This is a genomic window from Paenibacillus sp. AN1007 (assembly GCF_040702995.1).
GTDB lineage: Bacteria > Bacillota > Bacilli > Paenibacillales > Paenibacillaceae > Paenibacillus.
Window position 1 is genome coordinate 2,438,409 of the sequence record NZ_CP159992.1, and the last position, 24,780, is coordinate 2,463,188.

Below are 24,780 nucleotides of genomic sequence, written 5' to 3' on the forward strand. Positions count from 1 at the left end.
GATTATTATAATCCAAGTGCCTTTTCTCTGGTCTATTGTTGCTTCACGGTATCATACCACTCATTTACTTCTTTGATGATGTTATCTCCTCCAGATGATTTCCACTTTGCAACAAAAGAATCGAATTCATCAACGGGCTTTTTGCCATAAATAATTTCAATATAGGAGTCTATCTGCATTTTGGTCAATAATTCCTGCCTGGAAAGCATCGTTTTGGTAGAAGGACCTAAGAAATACTCTGGTACATCGATATCACTCTGATCCATTGCAATCAGCAAAGCTTTTGAAGAAAAAGCCTCCAGAGGATTAGATGTGTCATTGCCAAGAATGCCTGTTGGTGCCAATGCCGCTAACTCTTGATTACTCAACGTTTCGTTTTTAGCCATTTTAACATTGGCTTCCAACCTTTTGGAAGGATATACGGCGTCCGAGCCAGTAATCGTATATTTCATCGTTGAAACTTTGCCACCTGTAATTTTACTCTCATCCATAACGGCTTTGCCATTCTCAATCACATAATCGTATCCATCCTGAAAACCCTTGAATAGCAATGGATCATTCGAGTTATATGCCTCATACAATTCATTTTGATAATGGAAAAACGCTTGTAGAGCTTCTTCTGAAATATCTTTATTGATCAGGATCGCACTCGTATATGGTTCCGCGATAGTTCGCATATTTTTGCCATCTGCTCCCTCAGGAATCGGATAAGGATTGTAAATCGCATTGGGGTTAGATGCCAGAAGCATCGAGCCCGGATAAACCATCATCCAGTTTTCTCCTCCAAGCATACCCACTTTTCCAGAAGCAACGTTCTCAGCTACTTTATTAAAATCGTGCAGAGCAATGTCACTCGCAATGTATCCCTTGTTCATCCACTCATTGAGTTTGCTCAAACCTGACTTGATCTCTGGTTGAATTGACCCATACTTGAGGTTGCCATCCGTGTCTGGATACCAGCGTTCCGGTATAGCTCCAAACATTCCAAAGAACCATGAAGTATCACCCATAGGTGAGCCGACTACTTGATCTTTCATCGCGAGTTCCAGAGCTAAAGTGTCCTTTTTTCCATTGCCATCAGGATCTTGATTCACAAAAGCATCCATCACCTTCTCCAGCTCATCCAATGTGGTTGGTGCTTTAAGGTTTAACTTATCCAGCCAATCCTGTCTGATCCAAAGTACAGACTGGGTTCCAGCTGTAGGGCGAACTACCGGTATGGCAAATTTTTTGCCATCTTTTATGAAAGGATACCAAGCGGTGGGTTCCTCTGCGAGAGCTGCTTTCCAGGTATCCGATGCGTATTTGTCGAATGCTTCTGTTACGTCAAGCAATTTACCTGAGTCAATAAAAGTATTGATCGTGTTGGATTGGCTTGAGTTGGCGACGAACAGATCAGGTATCTGGTCTCCAGAAGACAACATTAGCTTCAATTTGGTGTCGTAATCTACCGCAGAGGATGTCCATAACGTTTTCATTTCTACGCCGAGCGTATCTTTGGCCCAGCGGGTATGAACATTGTCCATATAGTTTTCACCATTTTTGAATTTGACTGTAGGGTCCTCGCTTCTCACCATTGTTACCGATACCGCAGGCTCGATTTTTCCATTCACAATTTTAATTTCTTTTGCAGGCTCATTCGATTTGGCTGCCTCTTCTTTATTGCTGCAAGCGGTTAACAGACTAAAGCTCATCGCAAGAAGCAGGCATCCCCACATCATTTTTCTTTGTTTTTTCATACTTTTCCCCCCAATGGAATTATTCTTTTACTGCACCGATAACAATCCCGGCTGTAAAAAACTTTTGAAGCACAGGATAGATGAGCAAAATCGGTATAGCCCCAATTAAGACCTGAGCTGCCCGAATAGAGCGATTGTTAATTTTCGCAATGTCATTCACATTGCTGGCATCGACAACCGGTACAGCAATTAGAGATTTGAGGAGCGTACTGAGTGGTACATTGTCTCCCCTCATATAAATGGAGCCCGCAAACCATTCATTCCAATCGTTCACCACCATAAATAGGCCTACAGTTGCAAGGACAGGCAAGGATAGCGGCAGAAACATATTGAAGAACACCTGCCAATGATTGGCTCCGTCCATAAAAGCAGATTCTTCGATCTCCTTCGGTAATGCTTTGAAAAAATTCATGATGAGAACGAGATAAAATACGTTGACCAAACCTGGAAGCACAAGTGCCCAGACGGAATTATACAAGCCAATTTTGGTGACGAGCAGATAGGTAGGAATTAGCCCGCCATTAAACAACATCGCAACCACAAACAGACTTACAAACAGTTTGTATCCAGCGATGCCGTCCCTCCCGCCGCCTTTGGATAACACATAAGCTGCCATACAGTTGATCATAAGTCCGAGCACCAGGCTTAGCACGGTACGCTGTATTGAAATCCATATCGCTGGCAGGAAAGCGGGATTCTCAAGTGCTTTCAGATAGGAGTTAAAGGTAATATCGATCGGGAAAAAAGTAACTCTGTTTGCCATAACGGCTTCTGTTGAACTTAGCGATATGGCAACAACATGTAGCAATGGTACAACACAAATTAGTGCTAGTAATATCATGAGTACATTATTAAATGTCTGAAACCAGCGCTGAGGCGTAGACATCACTTGCATAAAATCCCACCTTAGAAAATTTTATAGTCAGCTACTTTGTAGGCAATCCGGTATGCACCCAGAATTAAAATCAGGCTGACAATGGATTTGAATAAACCGATTGCAGTAGAGAAGCTGTAGTTACCATCAATCAGACCGATCCGATAAACAAAAGTATCGATGATATCACCTTTTTCATACACCAGAGGGTTATACAAATTAAAGATTTGATCAAAGCCTGCATTCAGTATTTGACTGAGTGAAAGTGTTAGTACCACAGCTATTGTTGGAATTAGAGATGGCAAAGTGATATGCAGCATCTGTTTCCATTTGCCTGCTCCATCAATCTGTGCTGCTTCATACAGTGCTGGATTGATTCCGACTATGGCCGCGAGGAAAATGATGGAACCATATCCGAACTCTTTCCATACTTCACTCGATACCACTGTAAACAGAAACCAGTTGTTATCACCCAGAAAGAAGATGGGGTTGAGTCCTAATGCCTGCAGTGCCTGATTAACAAGACCGCTGTCCGGGTTAAGCAGCTCAATAAAAATACCGCCTAGAACAACCCATGAGAGAAAGTGTGGGAGAAAAACAAATGTTTGAACAGTACTTCTTAATACTTTGCGGCGGACTTCATTAATCAGCAGTGCAAAGCCCATCGTCGAAATAAAACCAAAAACCAGTTTTAACACCGCGATCCGAAGTGTATTCCAGATGACCTGCACGCTATCTGGATATTCAAATAGAAATTTGAAATGTTCCATGCCTACCCATTCGGACCCCATTATCCCCAGATAAGGTTTGTAATCCTGAAACGCCATGACTAGTCCGCCCAGGGGCATGTAGACAAATACAAGAACCAATAGCACGGCGGGGCTTAACATTAAGTAGAGCTGCCAGCGATCTCCTCGTCTATTGATTTTCACTTTGTCCTTTTTTGGGGCTGCCAACTCCATATGAGACCTCCTCATGTCTGATGTAGAATAGTATTAATGGATTTATTGTAAGCGCATACAAGTCTGCGGGATATAATGCAATACAAAGGGTGAATAGCGTTTTCTTAACTTATAGATGAAAAAGCTGATCGTAAAAAAAGCCGCCATACAGGCGACTTCATTACGTAGACCGTTCTCTGGACTAACTTAATGTACAACGATTTGCTCTTTATAACTTTTTTTTACAGGAGCATTTGTATTCAAGGAGCATCGGAAGCTGTGCTGTCCACTCGTCAAAATGTGTATCTCTTCATTGGGCATGTGTAAAGAGCATGTTGTAGAAACGGGGACTGTAACCTCGACATGGAATTGATGTTCATCCCGTTTCCAGTCTACACTCGCCAGGCCATAAGGGGTTATCGTAGAAGCTTTAGCCCATGTAATGCCTCCTCCAATCATAGGAGCGACTCGGAAAGTCTGATATCCGCCGCTGGTGGACTCCAAACCTGCAAGCCTTTTATAAAGCCAATCGCCCACAGCTCCATTCGCGTAATGATTAAAGGAAACCATTCCCCCATTCGATTCTTCTGCAGATTTATTGCCGCTTAGTTCTTCAATATTTACAGTTCCATCAGGTCTCAGTGCATCCCAGCGCTCCCAGATCGTTGTCCCGCCAGCCTTCACCTCGTATAGCCAGGATGGACATTCCTCCTGTAACAGCAGTTCATATGCTGCGTCAAGCTGTCCATTGTCAGACAGGGCAAACAGTAGATAAGGGGTTCCGGTAAAGCCTGTTGTAAGGTGATTTCCCGCTTCGTGAATTAATCGAGTCAAATTATTCACCATTTGCTTTGTTTCCTCACCTTCCGTCATGCCAAAATGAAGGGGGAGCACATAGGCCGTCTGAAATTCTTCTTTCATATTCCCCTGTTTATCAGTAAATACGTTCCGGTACGCGGTGATAATTTTTTTTCTTAAATCGTAGTAATAGGATACATCTTCGGTGTGCCCTAGAATGGAAGCGATCTTTGCCATAATGCCACACGAGTTAGCGAAATAAGCGGTGCCTACCCATTTCCCTTTTTTAATCCATGCTTTGGCATCTCCTTCCGGTGCAGCCCAGTCACCAAAATGGAACGGGAAACGCCAAACATAACGATCAGCAGGCGAGACTGCTAGGAAAGAAGACCACCATTTCGCTGCTTTTAGAAATTTCTTCATGGAAACATATTGTTTTTCAAGAACCTGTTTATTGCCGCGTGCCAAGTATTCAGCCCAAGGGACCAGAATACTGCTGTCTCCCCAACATGAATTAGCCATTGCAGGCCAGTGATCTCCACCTCGGGGAATAACCATAGGAAATCCGCCACCTTTGGATTGCTCTGCTCGCATATCCATCAACCATTTATCAAAGAATCGGCTCATGTCGAAGTTGAAACAAGCCGTTGAAGCAAAAACAGCAATATCCCCTGTCCATCCCTGACGTTCATCCCGTTGCGGACAGTCTGTTGGAATATCAACAAAGTTGGAGCGTCCTCCCCAACGGATGTTACTCTGAAGCTGTGTTAAGAGTGGATTGGAACATGAAAAATGACCAATCTCCTTGAAATCAGAATGTAGTACATAAGCCGAAAGTTCAATCTGGTCCGGATCTATCCCGGTCAAACCAACATAACGAAATCCCATATAAGTCAACCGAGGTGAATACGTTTGCTCTCCTTCCAGACAAACATATGTCGCAGCAGCCTTCGCGGTACGCAAAGATTTTACGAATAGTTCTTGATCAACCAATACTTCAGCGTGTCGAAACACAACCTTTTGATTGTGTTTCCCCACAATTTTGGCTTGGATAACGCCTGCAAAGTTTTGACCAAAATCATAGATGATTTCACCACTCGGTGCTATAGTGCGGGATATCGGTTTCAATTCTTCCTGTACACGCACGGGCAAACCATACTGGGCTAATAATGCCGGCTTTTTGCGAGGGTGGGTTATATCAACCCGCTTCCAATGAACATGGTTAAGATCAATGGTGGCATCATAATGTTCACCGTCATACCATTCTGCCATACGATAGTTTCCATTCAGAGTAACTTCCCAGGTTGGATCAGTAACGATTAAATCTGATGTACCGTCTGTATACTCGATGTACAGTTCCAATAATAATGCTTGACGATCAGCACTAATTTTATTTTTACGAACATAATTGAATGAACCGACAGCCCATCCCCCCGCTACTACAGCTGTGACTGCGTTCGATGATTTCAGTTGATGTGTAACATCATAGGTCTGGTACTGGATCTGATGATCATATGAAGTGAACCCTGGAGCAAAATAATCTTTCCCCACCTTTTCACCATTCAGAGTAAGTTCATATACCCCCAGCGCCGTTACGTTGATCCACGCCCTTGTCACCGTCCGTGTGAGTTCAAAGTTACGGCGAAATGTCATAGGTACAGGAGAAACCTTTTTAGGGAAATCGTAAGACATATCGGTAATCCATTGAGCAGACCATTTTGAACCCATTCTGCCTGTCTTGAATAAAGCAAAATGCTCTGCCTGTTCTCCACTGGTTCCAGTTGCTATGATCCTGACATGATATTCCGTATGCGGTTTTAGCGGCCCCGTGTAAAGATTGTTAATCTGATCTGAGGTGGTCACACGCCAGTCACCGACTTCAATGATGGCTTCATGCAACTTTTCTCCAGCTCGATCCGAAGAAAGTGCAAACGAAATCATGGGTGCATGATCTGTAATACAGCCGGATTCCAATCCGTTGATCTTGATGGAAGATAGCATTAACATTGAGGCCTCTCCTGCCTTGTCAAAATATTATACATCCAGCTCAGAAACTATTTTTTTATAAACTCTGGTCTCATTCGGAGCATGTAACGGAGTCCATACTTGAGCAAAAAATGGATCTACTTTTGCACGTTCAGCATAATTCCAACTCTCACGTTCACATTCAGGGCACCAATGACCAGCATGCAGCACCAGCTTCGGACTGGCTTGGAATGTATGTCCAAATGCACATGTAAAACTCAACTTATTTCTCCAGTTTCCTTTTTCCATCTCTGAAGACAAACATTGTCCTCCCCGAAATGCTGCGGCCGACTTCACATCATCAATTTCGAGATCCCGCTCAGGTTTGGTGTCATCATATCCATGATCAATATGAACTACGGTGTTCCAATCTTTGAAATGCTGGAACTCGCTTAATTTATCAGGTATGTTGTTCCATGCCTCTTTACTGCCCCAATACGCATCAATGTGGTCTTCCACATTTTCTTCAATAAACCGCAGTGTGCCATGTTCCGTTCTGGCCGGTTTTTCAAACATTTTTTTCATGACGGTTCCCATGATTCGTTCTCCAAACGGAAGTTTACACAAGATTTTCGCTGCCGTTGCCTGAGAACCCAGATTTTCAAGGTAACAATGATAAAAATAATCCATCCCGTCCTGACGGAAATGCAAATAATCGTTTAGCTTGTCCGAATCGAGGTAATACTGTCCGTGAAAATTACGAGTGGCATACCATTTCGGATTAATCACATGGTCAAGGTTTTTGAAACCAATTGCCCCGTATAGTTTTTGGTACATCTCATAGGTACTGACACGGCAGGATTCCCCGCCTCCTATATTGTAAACATGACACCAGAAATCCTCGGGCAGCTTGCCTGTAAACTCATAATTGCACAAATTCTCCATCATTCTGCCAGAGTCACGGTCTGATACATACTCCAGGACGTTGTCCAGACAGTTGTGAAACATAATCGCATCCATAATTTTACTCATGGCGGGTCCCATAATTCCGGTTTGACGCAGGCTTACCCAGTATTTGAGCCCGGATTCAATCACAAGACGCTCGGCTGCAATTTTAGAAACGGCATAATAGTCAAACATGCTTGGTTTAAGGGGATCACCTACGCGTCCCCAATGGATAGGTGGCATGCGATCGCCGGTTTCTGCGATGGTTCCGATAAACACCAGCTTGGTATGTTCCTCTTGGCCATGTTCGTATATAGCACTCACCAGATTTTTGACGGCACCGTAATTAATTTCCATAGCTTTCTTGGGGAAATAATCTGCAGCAGGTGACACAAATGCAGCAATGTGAAGAATCAAATCTACGTCTTTGACACATTCAAGCACCTTTTCATAATCCAGTATGTCTCCATACTTTATGGTTACTTCTTTCAACTCTTGATACGGCTCCAGGGCCTTACGATCCTTTTCCGTATCCAGACACAAAGTAACAATGTCATACAAATGGCTGTCTTTGATCATTCTTTTCAAGCTTTCCTGCCCCATGCCACCGGATGCACCAGTAATAAAAACACGTTTTTTGCTGATCATGCGCTGACTCATGTTGTTTCCTCCTGTATGTTCGTGGTTTAAGGTGTAGTCACTTCTGGTCCTTCGGCAGAGGGGACAAACGTTCTTTTCGAAGCATGCGTTTGATGCCTTGCATGATCTGACCATTCAGCAAGTCAATCAGCCCTGCTGCGATATGGTAGCCAAAACGGCCTGTACTGGACACGGACATGGAACGAATGCTGTTATTCGGCATCATTTTCATCAGAAACATGCCATTTTTGCGCTGCATATCCCGCTCGGGACCTTCAGGCATCTTTTGTGATCGATTAAACTGTTTTTTGCCAATACCGATAACGAATGTATAAAATAAATTCCCTATAAAGGATTCCCGCAATTCATCCAATCTGGAATCCAGAGTATATTTCGTTGATTCCTTATTAGATGATCTCGTTACTTTCCTCCCAAGTAGAACTTCGAATTCTTCCATACTCACTTGAGATAACAAATGTGGAGAGAAGTAATGCTTTAATTGTTCGCGAGAATACGGGCTTGCAATGTCAGGTTGGCTGGTGATAGACAGGCTGGCTGACAACCGAATATCGGTTGCTGAAGCAGCAATCAAGACCTGATAATCCCCATTTTCTACAACCCACTCTTTCCGGTCCACATGATAGTAAGCGAGGTCGCTTAGGGTAAAGCTCATTTTTACTTGCTTTTTCTCACCTGGCTTCAAATATACTTTGCCAAAAGCACGAAGTTCCTTGGTAGGCTTAAACACATCTGAGGTTGGGTTTGCAACATACACCTGTATGATTTCTCCACCCTCCATCTGCCCTGTATTCGAGATTTCACATGTGACGATGAACGTTTCTGAATCTTGCCGGACTTGCAGCGATTCATAAGCAAACTGTGTATAGCTAAGTCCATGACCAAATGGATAACGCACACCCTCTCCCTGCAAAAAATCATAATAGCGATAGCCTACGTAAATAGATTCCTTGTAAAGCTCGGACTTCTGCTGCACAAACTGTTCACCAAAGGGTACATCTGTATAACTTTTCATCCATGTCTCCGCCAGTTTCCCGGAAGGATTTTTTTCTCCGAAAAGGAGTTGAGCCGCAGCTTCTCCTCCTGCTTGGCCAGGCAAGTACATATTCAAGATCGCATGAACCTCATCTTCAAAAGGCAATTCGACAGGTGAACCCCCAAATAATACAAGAACAATTTTTTTGTTCAGCTGGACCAGCTTGCGCAGAAGAGCAAGTTGATTATCAGGTAATGTCATCGACTCCCGGTCATACCCTTCACTTTCTGTATAATCGGTTTGTCCTGCGAAGAATAGAACAACATCCGCTGACTGTGCCTTTGCCATAGCTGAATTAACATATTCCGGTTCTGATTCAAACTCGGACTCTCTGTAGCCACTTGCATAATCGTAGCGGATGCCGCGTTGATCAAAAGCAGTTTTTGGAGAAGTAAGCTTGCTTGGGTTGATCAAAGAGCTTCCGGCCCCCTGAAAACGCATCTTCTCAAACAATTCACCGATGACAACATAGTTTTGGGACGAATCTAATGGCAGGATGCCATCGTTTTTCATAAGGACAGCACTATCGGCTGCGATTTCACCTGACAGGTTATGATGTTCTTCTCTGTCATATGCAAGGCCGTACTGAATATCGTGTGTACGCTGAATCAGCTTCAAAATATTGCTCACCGACTGATCCAGCGCAGAAATTGGTAATTCACCACTATGAACTGTATCTATAATTGACTTTCTAAAATATTCGTAATCACCTGGCATCTCCAGATCCATTCCCGCCTTAATGCCATCTACCCGATCAGATACTGCACCCCAGTCACTGATAACCGCACCATCAAAACCCCATTCTTCTCTTAGAATTTCAGTTAATAGTCTGTGATTTTCGGAACAGAAGACACCATTAATCTTGTTGTATGCACTCATTACAGTTACTGGCTTTGTGTTTTTGACAATTCGTTCAAATGCTCTGAGATAGATCTCACGTAATGCACGCTCATCCAATACAGAATCTCCCATAAAACGATAATTTTCGTTGTTGTTTACAGCGAAATGTTTCAGGGAGACTCCAATCCCTTCATTTTGAACACCCTCGACAAAAGCGCTGCCAAGAATTCCCGAGAGGTAAGGGTCTTCAGAGAAATATTCGAAGTTTCTGCCGCACTTGGGATTTCTTTTAATGTTAACAGCAGGACCAAGGAGAAGATTAACCCCGAAATGGTGACACTCCTTCGCTATAGCTGCACCCATCTTACGAATATTATCCCGGTTCCAGCTGGCAGCAAGCGTAACTCCTGTGGGAAATGATGTTGTCTGCTCGCTGTTGTTTAGACCGAGATGGTCTGCCTTTTCTCCTTGTTTACGCAAGCCGCAAGGCCCATCCGTCATATATATAGATGGTATGGATAATCTCGGAATAGAATTTGTTTTCCAAAAATCCACACCAGCCATTAAAGCCGCTTTTTCTTCTACCGTCATACGTTGAATTAGTTCATTAACGGTCTGCATGATCCTTCTCCCTTCGCTCCGGATGCATTAGTTAAGATTTATTGTATTCCATTATGGAAATGCTATCTTTCATATATGTAATGTAAATTTCAGATTTGTTCTTTAAATATATTGACTGCCTTAGACGAGTTTGATATTTTTGAAAATAATGATTAGAATGCTCGCACTTCAACCATTTGTTTAACCCGGAGGAGATTTTGTTGAACAGCATACAAAAAACATTGAAATTTCTCTACCAGTCTACGTTGATTCCGACATATTTGTATAACCAGCAGCACCATACATTTAGTCATCCTGCTCAGAGCGAATTAACTTATCCGCCACTTGAGTATTTATCCCAACTTTTGCTTTCACACGAAGAGGTCGCATATTTATCTACTTCCTTCTTTGCTTATTATGGTGCGATCAAAGTCAGTTCCCTTCCGGGCCATGTTATTCTTGTCGGACCCGTCAGTCAAACACCTTATTTGAAAGACACACTGCGTATCGCTAAAAAAGCCTTTGTCGTTTCCGGTCAAGATGAAGCAAACTTCGAAAGTTTTCTAAAGCAGATCACTCCAATGCCGCTGCAGCAATTTCTAAATCATCTTGTGACCATTCATTATTTTGTGAACGGCCAAGAGATGAGTTACTTGGACTTACTTCAAATGAATTCGATGAAGGAAATTAACAACGAGCAAACAAAACGAATTTACGAGAATAAAGAAAACTTATATTTTAACAATTCCTACGAGATTGAAAACCAGATGTGTTATTACATTGAGAACGGTAATGAAGTTGGCCTTAAACAGTTTTTGGAACGGCCTTTTATGGTTCATGAGGGTATGACCGCTGGGGACACCATTCGTCAGACGAAAAATACATCGATTGTCGCGATTGCCCTGGCTACGCGAGCAGCCATTCGGGGGCAATTAGATACAGAAGTTGCTTTTCAGTTATCCGATCTCTATCTCCAAGAGATTGAACAATTATCGACGCCTGAATCCATTCAAAATTTCATGAAAGAGGCATTGTTTAATTTTGCTAGGAGAGTCCAAGCCGCAAGGTATGATATAGCAGATGACGTAAGTATGCGAAGTTTGATTCAATATATTTATAATAACGTGCATCAGAATTTGACCGTTGATCATGTGGCAAAACATTTTGGTTACAGTCGTACGTATCTATCGACCACTTTCAAAAAAAAAATCGGCAAAAGCCTGCATCAATTTATTATGGATTGCAAGCTAAAGGAAGCTCAAAATTTGCTTGTTTATACGAACAAACCCATTAGCGAAATTAGCAACTATCTTTGTTTCTCCAGTCAAAGTCACTTTCAGACCGTCTTCAAAAAATCATTAAATATTACACCTGCTCACTTCAGGCAACAGAGCAGCCATGGTGTGCGCCAGAATAAATGGTCCTAATATTGAATTAAGTGTCTTGAGCCAGTAGAGTTTATCTTCTAACAGAACGTATTTAAAACGGTCAACAAAAAGAAGCTTTCCCTTATGGGAGAGCTTCTTTTTCTAATGAATCAGGACTGTTTTCTGGCGTCTAATTCTTGAATGATCTTAGGATATTCTTTATCAAGTTTATATTTATACAAGGCTGCAGCAAGAATAATCAAAATGACTATGGGCACGTAAATGTTCAGGGCAATAATCGCTTGTTTAGCTCCTGCTCCCTGCTCGGAAGCCTGCTCCACATATCCTCCTAATGCAAGCAGCCAACCGATCATAGCGGTTCCGACTGCTGTTCCTACTTTGGAACCAAATGCGATAACACTATTGGTCAATCCAACCAGACGTTTATTGAACTTCCATTCCCCGTATTCAATCGTATCCGTTGTCAGAGCTGTACCAACGGCCATAAGTGGAATCGTACCTAGAGCCTGAAAGATGGAGCAGACCAGTCCCAGAATAATGCTTTCCGGTGAGATCAGTCTAATCGCAGCTGCGATTAGAGCTATAATAATGCCGCCCAAGGCCGTATTGCGTTTCCCAAAACGTTTGATGAACGGTCCAGAGAGTGCGAATCCAATAATAACGGGTATCAGACCGATCGCCCCCATCAAACCAACCAGGCTGACATTTCCCCAAATGTATTTGGCAAAGTAGCTCCCTGCAGCTACGTTAAGAGCAAACAGGATGTTTACAACTGTCATCACGATGAGGATTTGAACCCAGTACTTATTAGCAAACAACATTTTAAGACCTTGTGACAGCGGAACTTTATCCTGGAAAAAACCAAGTTCATCCAGCTGCACATTATTATATTTTTCTTTGTTGGATAAAAAGGCGACGAAAATACCGATGGCAGCAACGGCAGCAAATACACCGGCTAAGATCGTCCATTCCTTGCGTCCTCCCCCCATAGCTGTTACCACCGGAATGAAAGCAATGGCAACAATCATACCGGACAAATATCCTCCTGCGGAGCGGAAAATCCCCATCAATGATCGTTCATAGTTGTTACGTGTCGTTAGTGCCATTAGGCTGGAATACGGAATAGATGTTGGTGTATACACAAGAATATAAAAAATAAGATTGGTCACAACAGCATATATTATTTTACCAGTTGGACTGATATCTGGAACAGAAAATACGAGCAGCAGCGAGACGAACATCGGGATGGTCATCCATCGAAGCCATGGACGAGCCTGCCCGTATTTTGACTTGGTGCGGTCAACAAGCACTCCCATACCAACGTCTGCAAACGCATCCAATATTTTAGTTAACAGCAGCACTGTACCGACAATTGCAGCGGATACACCGACTACATCGGTATAATAATACGTAATTAATCCAAGCAAGCCGCTGGAGATGTTAAGACCAAATTGCCCCATGGAATCTCCAAGTAATCTGCGTGTGGGAATTTCTCGTTCAGGTTGTTTGGGCTTAACGTTCTCGGTTACAATGGGTTGTTCATTTACTATGGTTCCCATACTGTTTCCCTCCGGTATCTAGTTGTTTTAATGCTCAATTGAGTTCTTTATCTTATAACTTTATTTTAATAACTGTTTGAAGAGAGGGATATAACTCATAACAAAGATGGAATAGCGTAATCTAAATGATTGGTTTAATCGTTACAGCAGTTAGAATTTAGTATCAACTCTCCCGATTTCTCTCCATACTCCGAATCCTTTTCATTTTTTCTATTTTCGCCCTCATCCTCACATATATCAGGTTTTGTAAATGGAGATTTGATCTCTCATATTAAAAGCAGAATCTCGAATGTTATCGGAAAAATGCTGTATTTCTTCTGCAATAACCATCTGCTGTTCAACGGCCTGAACCATCGTTGTGCTTTCTGTATGTGCTTGTTTGGCAATAGAAGCTAAATGCTGCATCGAAGCGCTGACCTCCTCAGAGCTTGCGGATAATTGCTCAGAAGCGGATGAGATCTCTTGCATCTGACTGGCAACGTCTTTGGCAGATTCAAGGATCATTGCGAATGCTTGACCTGCTTGTTCAACTGCATTTATCGTTTGTGCCAACTCTTTTTTTCCTTGAACTACGATAGTGTTTGCTGATACCGTATCTTCCTGAATGTCGTTAATCGTATCAAATATGTTGCTTAACGATCGACGGGTTTGATCTGCCAGTGAGCGAATTTCACTTGCAACAACGGAAAATCCTCTTCCTTGTTCCCCACTTCTTGCAGACTCTATACCTGCGTTAAGAGCGAGTAAGTCAGTTTGACGAGCAACTGTCGCTATAAGATGAACGATTTCTTGAATAGTAACGGAATGCTGTTTCATTGTCGCAACAGATCTTTCTATTTCATCCATCGTGTGATTAAAGCGGTCAATGCGAAGTTTAGCGTTCTTTAGAAGTTCCTCTCCCTTTCTAGCTTCTTGTTCAGTAGTGGATGAACATTCTGTAGCTTCATTATTTGACTCACTGATCAGGGCAATGCCTCGGGCTACTTCATCTATGGCTCGTACCGTTTCTTCTGCTGACTGAAGTTGTACAAGCGCTCCATCGGAAACGGAAGCTGCCGACCGACCAATTTTTCTCATTGAAATGGAGGACTTCTCCAAATTCTTTATTAGATTCTGACTGGTTTGTACAACCACATCGGAATTATCCTGGGCTGAACGTATGAAGCCTGTAAGGCCAGTGCGCATGACTTCAAACATAATTGCAAGTTTGCCAATCTCATCTGAAGCGTTTGAATGAAATGACTGGCTTAAATCTCCATTATGGATCCGTTCCGTTCCTTTAACGAGACGTTCAATAGGCTTAATAATAGAACGCGCGAGCAGCAGGGCGATGACGATAACAAGTAAAGTCACTAATAACTGATATGTGATGGACTGCCAAAATACATTTTTGTTGGACGTGATCAATGTATGAATATTGGAGTTCACATCAATCACACTTTTGGATTTTAATCCAAGGATTAATTCGTTTAGTTTCTGTCCTCCCTCCAAATGACCTTGGTCAATGTAACTGGAATATGCTTCCTGAATCTGAACTGCTTCATTTTTTTCGGATGGATTCAATGCAGAATACTCTTGCAAAGCTTGCTTGAATTTTGTTAACAATTGTGCACTTGCTTCTTCAACGGATTCCTTAGACGCATATCCAATCGATGGAAGCATCATTTGAACCTGGTATTCCATCAGACTCTCCTGCATCTCCTGTGCTTTCAGCGAGGAGGTAAATTGAACTTTTCGTATCTCTTCCAACTTTTCATTTTGGATTAAAGATTTGTAATTTTGGTAACTTAGTGCCACGAGATACAGTACAATAACAGTCCCAAACACGAATAGCATTTTCCTACGAATACTCATTTAATATCCACCTTCTCTAAAAGTTACATATTAATAATTCTTATAAATTTATACATGTACGAGTTAAGTATAAAGACTATACAAAGGATAAAAGTCGCCTTCATGGCGACTTTTATCTGAAATCAAGCTGAAAAGAAAGATCAAATTCTATGTTTCGCTTTGTACTGCCTGATTCAATGCTGCAAGTAATTGTGATAAGGTTTCCTCTGTCATCCCTGAAAAAGGAATCAGGTTCCGCAATGGCAAATACTGCATGGAAGCTTGAACCATCTCAGCGGATACTGCACTGGATTGAATCTCACTTTGATCCTGATCCGCTTGAGGTTGCATTTGAGAAAAAATTGCCATCGTTTTAGGATTTGCAAGCAGCTCACCAAAAGTAGTATCACGATGGTATGTTGGGATAATTTCACGGGATGTCGAATTTACGACAACTTTTGTTGTAAGCCTAATCTCTTGAGAAGATGCACCTACCAATATCTCGAATTCGCCGCTGTCCACATGCCAATCGGATCGCTCTACATCGTAATATGCAAATGAACGTTTATCGAGACTTATTGTGACTTGTTTCTCTTCACCTGGTTTTAAGTCGATCTTGGTGAAGCCCTTCAACTCTTTGTCAGGACGTGTAACACGGGATGCTGTGTCATGAATATAAAGTTGAACAATCTCCTTACCCTGCACAGAACCAGTATTCTTAATCTTTACCGAGACGTTGATGCAATCTGTATCGTTGATCTTCCTTTTATCAACAGTCAGGTTGGAGTATTCAAATTGTGTGTAGCTTAGTCCATAACCAAAAGGAAACAGCGGTTCTATATCTTTGGCTTCATAGTACCGATAACCTACAAATATCCCCTCTCTGTATTCAACCTGGTTTCCATCACCAGGGAAAAACAATGCGGATGGATTGTGTTTGGTTGAACGCGGGAACGTCTCGGCAAGCTTGCCGCTCGGGTTGGCATCACCAAATAAAATATCAGCGATAGCGCCTCCAGTTGCCTGTCCCCCCAGATATGCTTCCAGAACGGCTTTGACATTGTGGAGCCAAGGCATAACGACAGGGGCACCATTGCTCAACACTACAATTACATTAGGTTGAACAGCAGCTATTGCGGTAATGAGCTCCTGATGATTGTTTGGCAGGTCAAGATGTTTGCGGTCATATCCCTCAGATTCATAACGATCGGGTAGTCCTACAAACAAGATGGCCACATCAGCTGCCGCTGCCGTTTCCAGAGCAGCTTGTAATAATGGAGCATTGGTTTCATCCGAGCTCAGTTCATATCCCTGCGCATACGTGAGTTGTGCTTGGTCTCCTGCTGAAAGAAGCAACTGCTCATAAGGAATATCAATTTTCGTTGCATTAATGTGTGAACTTCCCCCGCCCTGATAACGGGCAGATTGGGCTAGTTCTCCAATAACAGCGATATGGCCCGTTTTCTGCAATGGTAGTATCCCATTTTCGTTTTTCAGCAATACCATGGTCTCTTGGGCCACCTGTCTCGCAAAAGCATGATGCTCTTCAGCATCGTATGTCGCATCTTGCTGCATATGATCTGCACATTTAAAAATAACCGTAAGCAAGCGTTCGACCGCTTGATCAAGTAATGAGATATCGAGTGTGCCCTCTTCAACCGCTTGAATAATTTTAAGTTGTGCCTCCCCATTGGAAGGCGGCATTTCAAGTTCCATGCCTGCCGCCACGCTAGGTACAATTTCACTGACTGCTCCCCAGTCTGACATAACAATTCCGTCATGACCCCATTCTTCTCGCAATATATCATTCAGCAGGTAGGGATTCTCCGATGCATAGGTCCCATTAACTTTGTTGTATGCAGACATAAGAGTCCATGGTTGAGCTTGTTTGACCGCTTTTTCAAAGCCAGTTAAGTAAATTTCGCGTAAAGTCCTTTCATCCACTACCGCATTAACAGACATTCGACGATCCTCCTGATTGTTAACGGCAAAATGCTTCAACGAAGTGCCGACTCCCTGGCTTTGCACACCGCGAATGTGAGATGAAGCCAGTTCACCTGTAAGATACGGATCTTCAGAAAAATACTCAAAGTTTCGTCCGCACAGCGGGGAGCGCTTGATATTAGCACCTGGTCCCAGCAAAACAGATACATTCTCAGTCTGGGCTTCTTTACCAATGGTACTTCCTACCTGTTCAATCAGGTCGCGATTCCAGGAACTTGCCAGCCCGCTGGCTGTAGGAAAACATGTCGCGGGTACACTTTCGTTCAGACCCAGATGATCCGATTCTCCATCTTGTTTTCGCAGTCCATGTGGTCCGTCAGCTAGCATAATGGATGGAATACCTAATCTTTCGATTCCTGTGGTTGTCCAGAAGGTGCTGCCGGAACACAGACTGGCTTTCTCCTCGATTGTCATTTGATCTATGAGCTGTTTAATATCTCGTTTCATCCATGGATACTCCCTTTCGTTATGTATCATTTAAAGGTATCCATTTTATTTTACGGTTGAGGGAGAAGAAGGCATATAACGCATTCTTAAGATTGCATAACGCATTTCGCAAGATTCATTTTGACTTTTGTGTCCTTTTTTACACCTATAGATAACTACATCCAAACACGGATAACAATATCTTAATATTCGCAGGTTAAGAAGGAGATCCGGATTGTAATGCCCGTGATGATTGCCTACAATAAGGAGACCAATCATCAGGAAGGAAGTTGTTGCACTTATGTATGCGCTTTTAATTGTAGACGACGAGAAGTCTGTGGTGGACAGTCTTGCTCTCACGATTCCTTGGGAAGATAGCGGCATCGAAGAAGTGCATCGTGCCTACTCTGCCGAGGAAGCACTGGATATCACGTCCCGGTTTGCGATTGATGTGATGATTACGGATATACGTATGCCTGAAATGGATGGCCTTGAATTAATCCGCCTTATTCGCTTATCAGCTCCTCGCATTCAGAGTATTATTTTGTCAGGACATGATGAATTTGAATATGCGCAGCAAGCCATTCGCTATCAGGCGATGAACTATATGCTTAAACCTGTGGACACTCAAGCGCTTATCAAGACTGTTGAAGACGCCATTAAGAATATTGAGCAAGAATGGGAAAAGATAAGTTCAATGCAGCAGATCCAGCACATGTTACATGCTAATCTTCCCGTGTTGCGAAATCAGTTTCTTAATGATCTCCTCCAAAATAAGCCTATGAGTCAGCATATTTTGGAGGAGCGCCTGAAGATTCTGAATCTTCCTATCCGTATGGAAGACAACTATCGAATGATGGTGATCCGAATGGAAGAGGAATTCTCAGGATATGATCTTCAATCTCTATCCCTCCTTGAATATGCGATTACCAATATTGCAGATGAAGTTTTCACTCCATTTGGATTATGGCATTGTATTACCGATCAGGGGTATCTGGTGTTCCTCGTTCATCATGAGGACCGCAAAACACTAAATTCTGTTGATTCTTTTGCAGTTAAGCTGCAAAATCATGTGCAAAAATTTCTAAATGGGGCAATCTCCATCTGTTTGGGGCAAGAGAGCTTTTTCCTAGAGGATTAAGTGAAGGTTTTAATCGGTGCGTGGCGGTTATTCAACAAAATGTTGGTGACCATAAAAGCTATTTTATTACCGTCGACGATCAGCTGCCGAGCCCCGTGATGGATCAAGGTTATCTTCAACTTTTGGAGCCTCCACTTCTGCCGCAATTGTTGGAAGCTGGAAACTGGGAAGAAGCGATTGCCAAAATCAAACGTGTGCTTGTAGTGGATGAAGAAGGGGCGGACCTGTCTCATGAAGTTCTCTATACCTGCTTGCTGTACTTATCATCCACCTTTGCCATTGCATTTCGCTCACAACATGTTACGGTAGATGAACTGCTTAATGAAGAGTTCGATTTGATGATTCGAAAAAAAAGTCAAATTTCCAGCCATCGTGTATATGGCTGGGCTGAGAAAATAATTCAGTTTCATCGAAGCAAAGCGATAAATCAGATTAGGCATACTCACGATGATATTGCTTCAAGTGTGCATGCCTACATTCAGAATCATCTTTCAGATGGGATCTCGTTGCAAATTATTGCAGATCATGTTGGACTGCATCCGGTCTACTTGTCTAAAGTCTACAAAACAGCAACAGGAGAAACGATTGGCGATTATCTGTTTCGACTGCGCATGCAAAGAGCGGTTCACCTCCTGACCCAAACCGAACTTAAAGTTGCTGATGTGAGCAAAAAGCTTGGGTTCATGGCTCCCCCTCATTTTATAAAAATTTTCAAAAAACAATATGGCTGCACACCTCAGGAATATAGAAACCGTTAATTTTTCCAATACGATCATTGGACTCATGGAAACAGAAAAAAACCTTCTACACCATATGAATTATGAGTGGAAGGTTCTTCTTTGTTATTATGCAATTTGTTGAAGTTGTTTTAAGAATATGGTCCGTATCTATTGTTGGTATACAAGATCCTCTTCCGTTGACAAACCATACTTAAGTTGATAGCATAATTTAATTGAACTTAAGGAGGTCATTATCATTCAACCCAAGCAAAGGTTAGAACAGGAGCGCACAAGCTTGCGGCAGAAACGCCGAACCGCAATCATTGAAGCGGCTACAGCAGTATTTGCACGACAGGGTTTTGAGCAGACGACGATGCAGGAAATTGCCAATGAAGCGATACTTGGCGTCGCGACAATTTTCCGTTACTTTCCTAAGAAAGAACATCTTATTGTGGAAGTTGCGGCTAACATTGTGCATTCAGAAATTGAGATACTTCAAGACGTATTACATGACGAAGGTACGTGTTATGAGAAAATGGAGCGCATTTTTGACGCTTTGGTCTTCTATCATCAAGCTCATTACCAACAGAATTCCAAACTTATAGAAGCATTTGAATGTTATGTTGCCTTGTCTAAAGCACCTTTGGAGAACTTACAAATTTATCAGGACGCATATGATCAGCTGATCCATCTGTTTACGGAGCTGGCCCATTTAGGCGAACGGGATGGTTCTGTGCGCACGGACATGAATACAGTAGATACACTAATTACGATGATGAATGTATTCGGTAACTTTTCTAAAAAAATGTCCTCGCTGCATGATACGGATGCATTCCATACCCGGGTAGACTTGAATCAACAATTTAACATTCTTAAAACAACTTTCCTTTCAGCGCTTAAGGCTTAATTACATTTTTGTTATTTAGATGTGTGTCTCCGTCTGGACTTTGGTATTTGGCGCCACTTTGTTCTCCTTCCTATTCTCTTGCATAATGGATTCGCCTTCAATATCGATATTAGGCAGAAGCCGATCCAACCATTTAGGCAGATACCAAGCGTGTTTACCCAGTATTGTCATGACAGCGGGTACAAGTGTCATTCGTACGATAAAGGCATCTACCAGGATACCAAAGGCAAGGGCAAGTCCCATCGATTTGATGATCGTATCTTCGGCAAAAATAAAGCTGGCAAACACCGCAATCATGATGAGGCCAGCGGCTGTAACCACAGGCCCGCTGTGAGTTAATCCACTTCTTACTGAACGGTGGGCGTCGCCCGTGTGGGTATAATCCTCACGCATTCTGCTTACCAGAAATACTTCGTAATCCATTGCCAGTCCGAACAAAATTCCGGTCACAAGAATAGGTAGGAAACTCAAGACGGGTCCAGGTTCTGGAATGCCGAACAAGCTGCCGAGGTATCCATCCTGTATGACCCATACGATAAAACCAAGTGTTGAACCTAACGTGAACAAGAAGCCGGCAACTGCTTTAATAGGAACCAGGATTGAACGGAATACGAGCATTAGCAGAACAAAGGCGAGTCCAACGATAAGCAATGCAAACTTAGGCAGTGCCTCCTGTAATTTTTCGGAAATATCAATGTTGACTGCCGTCCCACCGGTTACCATAATCTCTACGTTGTCTTTTTTCAGCACGTTCTCCGATTGATCCCGAATAGCTTGTACTAATTCAGTTGTGCGAATATCATGTGGTCCTGTCTCAGGCAATACGGTAATGATTGCTGCTTGTCCCGAAGGACTAGGAATCGCAGGTGATACACTTGCAACACCTGGAATATCTTTGATGTAAGTGGCTGCCTCCGCAATCTTCTTCTGGCCATCCTTGCTGTCACTGGTCTTGGCTACAATGACAAGCGGACCATTAAAGCCGGCTCCAAATCCCTCTGCTAATAAGTCGTAACCTCTTCGTTCCGTGGTTTCAGTTGATTTAAGCCCGCTATCGGGCAAGCCTAGCTCCATGTGCAGGAATGGCAATGTACATACCGCAAGAATGACTATGGATACAATCGAGGTTAACCACGGTTTTCGGGTGATCATTCCTCCCCAAGCGTTATCTTTTGTTTTATTTTTCTTTTGACCCGACCATTTGCGCAACCAGCGATTTTCCCGTGCCGGACTGATCCGATCTCCTGCAACAGCCAGAATAGCAGGCACAAAGATGATGGCAATAAGCACTGCGACAAATACACTGATTGCTGCAGCCAAGCCCATCATGGTAATAAACGGAATTTGAACAACGGAGAGCCCTACAAGGGCGATAATAACGGTCAGTCCCGCAAACACGACGGATCCTCCGGCAGTAGCATTGGCTTGCGCAATGGCCGTCTCACGGTCATAACCTTCGGCCAGCTGTTGACGGTAGCGGGATATAATGAACAGAGCGTAGTCAATACCTACGGCTAAAGCGAGCATGACAGCGAGAGTGATTGAAAATGAAGACATCGATACAAAGTTTGATCCAACGATTACGGTCATCAAGCCAATTCCCAAACCGATCACTGCTGTCAGAATAGGTAATCCGGCTGCCAGAAATGATGTGAAGGTAAAAGCCAGAATCATAAACGCAATCAGAATTCCGATGACTTCAGAGATGCCGCCTACCTCAATTTCAGAGAAAGCCACACTGCCTCCGAGTTCTGTCTGCACTCCATTTTTGGTTAACATTTCTGCTATATTTAGTACGTTTTCTTTTGAATGTTCTTCGACTTCACTTGCGGCTTGTTTGTACGTAATATCAGCATATCCGATTTTTTTGTCTGGACTTAGTGTCATGGTTTCGTATGGATTTGAAACGGAGACGACGGACAGGTCCGTTTTAACATCTCTCAACGCCTTTTTTATTTTAGATTGATTACCCTCTGAGGTGAGCAATCCCTGATCCGCTTTGAAAATCAGACGAATCTGACCACCACCATCCGACGCGGGAAATTCGGATTTCAATACCTCGGCGGCCTGGTCGGATTTTGTTCCGGGTATGGTCATCTCGCCTGTGAACGCAGTCCCCATGCCTAGGCCGAGAGATGCCATTACAATGAGAAGTGTAAGTGTTGCTGTAATTACTGTTTTTCTTTTCCTCGAAGACCAGGCTCCGAGACGATATAACCATTTTGCCATAATAAATGTCATGCCCCTTTCAACTTGCTGCAATTAGGAAGTGTGTCATCACCACCCTATGTCTGTATTGTATTGAAAAATAGACGAAAAAAAATCGTACATAAGGGCATTCCCCAAATGTACGATCGGGCAAGATCGGGCATGTACGTTAGATTGTGTCAAGACGTACGCGAGTATTTTTTACTTAGAGGTGCAGGAGTCCCTTTTCGACAGCGACAGCAACCGCTTCAGACCGCGAATCCACGCCAAGTTTGTTGTAAATATTAGTTAGATGAGCTTTCACCGTACGTTCGGCAATGCCCATGTCGAAAGCAATCTCCTTGCTGCGCATCCCTCTTGCGATGGCTTGCAATACAATCGTTTCTTTATCGCTAAGCAAGGTAGGTTCCGTTTTTCGGGCTAGCGATCGGGTCTGATGAGCAAATACTCTGGCCGTAATCTCTGGCTGAAGCAAGGTCTCTCCACGGAGAGCAGAGTCCAATGTACGGAACAGATTTTCACGGCTGGTATCCTTTAAAAGATATCCTTTGGCACCCAGGGATAAACCTTCGATCATAAGTTCGTCCTCGTTATATGTGGTAAGAATGATAACTGGAATAAGAAGGCCTTGCTCCTGCATCCGTTTCATGGTGTCCAGTCCCCCAAGCCCCCCTGGCATGTTAAGGTCCATCAGGATGACATCCGGTTCTGAACTTTCCATCAGTTTTAATGCCTCAACACCTTCGTTTGCTTCTCCTACAATGCTGTAATTGTCGTCTGTTTCAAGAATAAGCTTCAGACCTTCTCTTACAACCCAATGATCGTCCACAATCAGGACTTTGTGCTTCATGCGGTTATCCCTCTCCTGCTCTGATTATAATGGAACACTTAAATGTACAGTTGTTCCTTCTTCATTACTCTCAATCTCAATACTTCCACCAATGAGTCTGGCGCGCTCCTGTATACCAATCAAACCGTAGTGGCCATGTAATTTTCCGATGTGACCCGTGTTAAATCCTTGGCCGTTATCAACGATGTTCAGGGTGAACTTATTGCTGCTTTGGCTGGTAGTTACTGTGACAAGGTTCGCTTGTGCGTGACGGGCGATATTCATAAGGGATTCGCTCAAAATATGCAGGATATGCTCCATCTGCACTTTCGATAACTGTGAAGAAAGCTCTCCCTGAAATTCAGTAGTAATCCCAGTCGCCTGCCGGAATCGTTCCAGTTGTTCTTGAAACGCCTCGCTGAACGTGATGGAAGGGTTTGATTTTGTGCGTAAATCATCTATTGCTCTTCGTGCGTCTGCCAATGATTGTCTGGCCTGTACCATGGCATTACGTATAATTTCCTTTGCTTTGAGCTGGTTCCCCTTTTCTTGATGAATGCTTGCAGCTTCCAGCTGCATAATAATTCCGGCAAGGCCTTGGGCCAATGTGTCATGCAAATCCCTAGCCATCCGCTGTCTCTCACCAGTGAGTGTAAGTTCCTCTACTTTTTGATGAGCCAGCTCTAATTCCCGCAAGAAATTTTGGGTTCTGACACGTGCATTAACTTGTTTGTAAAACAATGAAGCGTATGATATGACTACAACCATCATGAGTAAAAGTAATAAAACAAGCAGTGCCGCCTCAGGGCCAGTTCGATTAAATAAAGTTAGAGAACAAAACATGACATAGAGCACAAATGCAATAAAAACTACTTTTGCTGTTTCGAAATAGATCGCAACGGTTTGCCCGATCAGTACAGGTATAAGACCAATCAGAATCGCCGGCATGCCGTCCGGCATAAGAATAGCACTACCGTATATTAAAATTGCTTGAATTATAATATATAACGGTTTGGAATAAGCAACGACTGAACCTGTTATCCAGTAAAAGTAACTATGGGCGAGCATTACTATCACGAAAAAAACACTCGGAATAATAATGGGCGCTGTCATGGTCTGTAATATAAGAGTTGCAGTGGTAACAAGGCATAGCCATATTAACACAGGGAGCCGCGAAGCGGATAAAGGATCGATAGGTTCCTCTACATCTGAAGCGGCATTCAGTCTTTTCTTAAACCACATTGGATTCACCTCGGTATCCAGTATACCTCTTTTCACCAGAAATAATAGTACGTTAGTACATGCCCTTTCGGACATTTCCCGCTGCCTTTTATAATACCTAGCGGCTCGTGTCAGTTGTTCTAAAAAAGT

At 43.0% G+C, this 24,780-nt stretch carries 16 protein-coding genes; 4 read left to right on the top strand and 12 right to left on the bottom strand.

The features are described 5' to 3' along the window. Positions 1-32 precede the first annotated feature (32 nt). The 6 genes from ABXS70_RS10890 to ABXS70_RS10915 form a co-directional block, all read right to left on the bottom strand. The gene (locus ABXS70_RS10890) at positions 33-1,739 is read right to left on the bottom strand and encodes a sugar ABC transporter (protein WP_366295745.1); all 1,707 of its coding nucleotides are present in this window, start codon (positions 1,737-1,739) and stop codon (positions 33-35) included. Positions 1,740-1,758: 19 nt separating this feature from the next. Beyond that, positions 1,759-2,502: a carbohydrate ABC transporter permease gene (locus tag ABXS70_RS10895; protein WP_342551206.1), complete on the bottom strand. Its 744-nt coding sequence runs from the start codon at positions 2,500-2,502 to the stop codon at positions 1,759-1,761. A gap of 143 nt (positions 2,503-2,645) precedes the next feature. Next, positions 2,646-3,503 carry an ABC transporter permease subunit gene (locus ABXS70_RS10900; RefSeq protein WP_342556344.1) on the bottom strand — a complete coding sequence of 286 codons (858 nt, stop codon included), beginning with the start codon at positions 3,501-3,503 and terminating at the stop codon, positions 2,646-2,648. 258 nt (positions 3,504-3,761) lie between these two features. Beyond that, a complete protein-coding gene (locus ABXS70_RS10905; protein WP_366295747.1) occupies positions 3,762-6,359 on the bottom strand; it encodes a family 78 glycoside hydrolase catalytic domain in 2,598 nt (865 codons plus the stop codon). A 27-nt stretch (positions 6,360-6,386) separates the two neighbouring features. Next, a complete protein-coding gene (locus ABXS70_RS10910; protein ID WP_342551204.1) occupies positions 6,387-7,922 on the bottom strand; it encodes an NAD(P)-dependent oxidoreductase in 1,536 nt (511 codons plus the stop codon). Between the two features lie 37 nt (positions 7,923-7,959). Beyond that, entirely contained in the window at positions 7,960-10,416 is a 2,457-nt protein-coding gene (locus tag ABXS70_RS10915) for a glycoside hydrolase family 3 C-terminal domain-containing protein (RefSeq protein WP_366295749.1), read from the bottom strand. Between the two features lie 200 nt (positions 10,417-10,616). Here ABXS70_RS10915 and ABXS70_RS10920 point away from each other — a divergent pair, with 200 nt between their 5' ends. After that, complete coding sequence (locus ABXS70_RS10920; protein ID WP_366295751.1) at positions 10,617-11,822, top strand: helix-turn-helix domain-containing protein; 1,206 nt, start codon at positions 10,617-10,619, stop codon at positions 11,820-11,822. 110 nt (positions 11,823-11,932) lie between these two features. Here the strand turns inward: ABXS70_RS10920 and ABXS70_RS10925 are convergent, their stop codons facing one another. The 3 genes from ABXS70_RS10925 to ABXS70_RS10935 all read right to left on the bottom strand — a co-directional run bounded on the left by ABXS70_RS10925 (position 11,933) and on the right by ABXS70_RS10935 (position 17,626). Continuing rightward, a complete protein-coding gene (locus tag ABXS70_RS10925; RefSeq protein WP_342551201.1) occupies positions 11,933-13,342 on the bottom strand; it encodes a glycoside-pentoside-hexuronide (GPH):cation symporter in 1,410 nt (469 codons plus the stop codon). A 237-nt stretch (positions 13,343-13,579) separates the two neighbouring features. Then, on the bottom strand, positions 13,580-15,196 hold the full coding sequence (locus ABXS70_RS10930; RefSeq protein ID WP_366295753.1) for a HAMP domain-containing methyl-accepting chemotaxis protein: 1,617 nt from the start codon (positions 15,194-15,196) through the stop codon (positions 13,580-13,582). A gap of 147 nt (positions 15,197-15,343) precedes the next feature. Continuing rightward, on the bottom strand, positions 15,344-17,626 hold the full coding sequence (locus ABXS70_RS10935; RefSeq protein ID WP_366295755.1) for a glycoside hydrolase family 3 C-terminal domain-containing protein: 2,283 nt from the start codon (positions 17,624-17,626) through the stop codon (positions 15,344-15,346). A gap of 280 nt (positions 17,627-17,906) precedes the next feature. Between ABXS70_RS10935 and ABXS70_RS10940 the strand changes: the two genes are divergently transcribed. The 3 genes from ABXS70_RS10940 (at position 17,907) to ABXS70_RS10950 (ending at position 20,372) form a co-directional block, all read left to right on the top strand. Continuing rightward, positions 17,907-18,746, top strand: coding sequence for a response regulator (locus ABXS70_RS10940; protein ID WP_366295757.1), 840 nt, complete (start codon positions 17,907-17,909; stop codon positions 18,744-18,746). 20 nt (positions 18,747-18,766) lie between these two features. Beyond that, positions 18,767-19,504 (top strand): AraC family transcriptional regulator, encoded by a 738-nt coding sequence (locus ABXS70_RS10945; protein WP_366295759.1) that lies wholly within the window; start codon positions 18,767-18,769, stop codon positions 19,502-19,504. A gap of 256 nt (positions 19,505-19,760) precedes the next feature. Beyond that, positions 19,761-20,372 (top strand): TetR/AcrR family transcriptional regulator, encoded by a 612-nt coding sequence (locus ABXS70_RS10950; RefSeq protein ID WP_366295761.1) that lies wholly within the window; start codon positions 19,761-19,763, stop codon positions 20,370-20,372. Positions 20,373-20,387: 15 nt separating this feature from the next. Here ABXS70_RS10950 and ABXS70_RS10955 read toward each other — a convergent pair whose 3' ends face one another. The 3 genes from ABXS70_RS10955 to ABXS70_RS10965 form a co-directional block, all read right to left on the bottom strand. Further along, the gene (locus ABXS70_RS10955; RefSeq protein ID WP_366295763.1) at positions 20,388-22,601 is read right to left on the bottom strand and encodes an MMPL family transporter; all 2,214 of its coding nucleotides are present in this window, start codon (positions 22,599-22,601) and stop codon (positions 20,388-20,390) included. 184 nt (positions 22,602-22,785) lie between these two features. Then, complete coding sequence (locus ABXS70_RS10960) at positions 22,786-23,430, bottom strand: response regulator transcription factor (RefSeq protein ID WP_366295765.1); 645 nt, start codon at positions 23,428-23,430, stop codon at positions 22,786-22,788. Positions 23,431-23,454: 24 nt separating this feature from the next. After that, the gene (locus ABXS70_RS10965; RefSeq protein WP_366295767.1) at positions 23,455-24,651 is read right to left on the bottom strand and encodes a sensor histidine kinase; all 1,197 of its coding nucleotides are present in this window, start codon (positions 24,649-24,651) and stop codon (positions 23,455-23,457) included. Positions 24,652-24,780 lie beyond the last annotated feature (129 nt).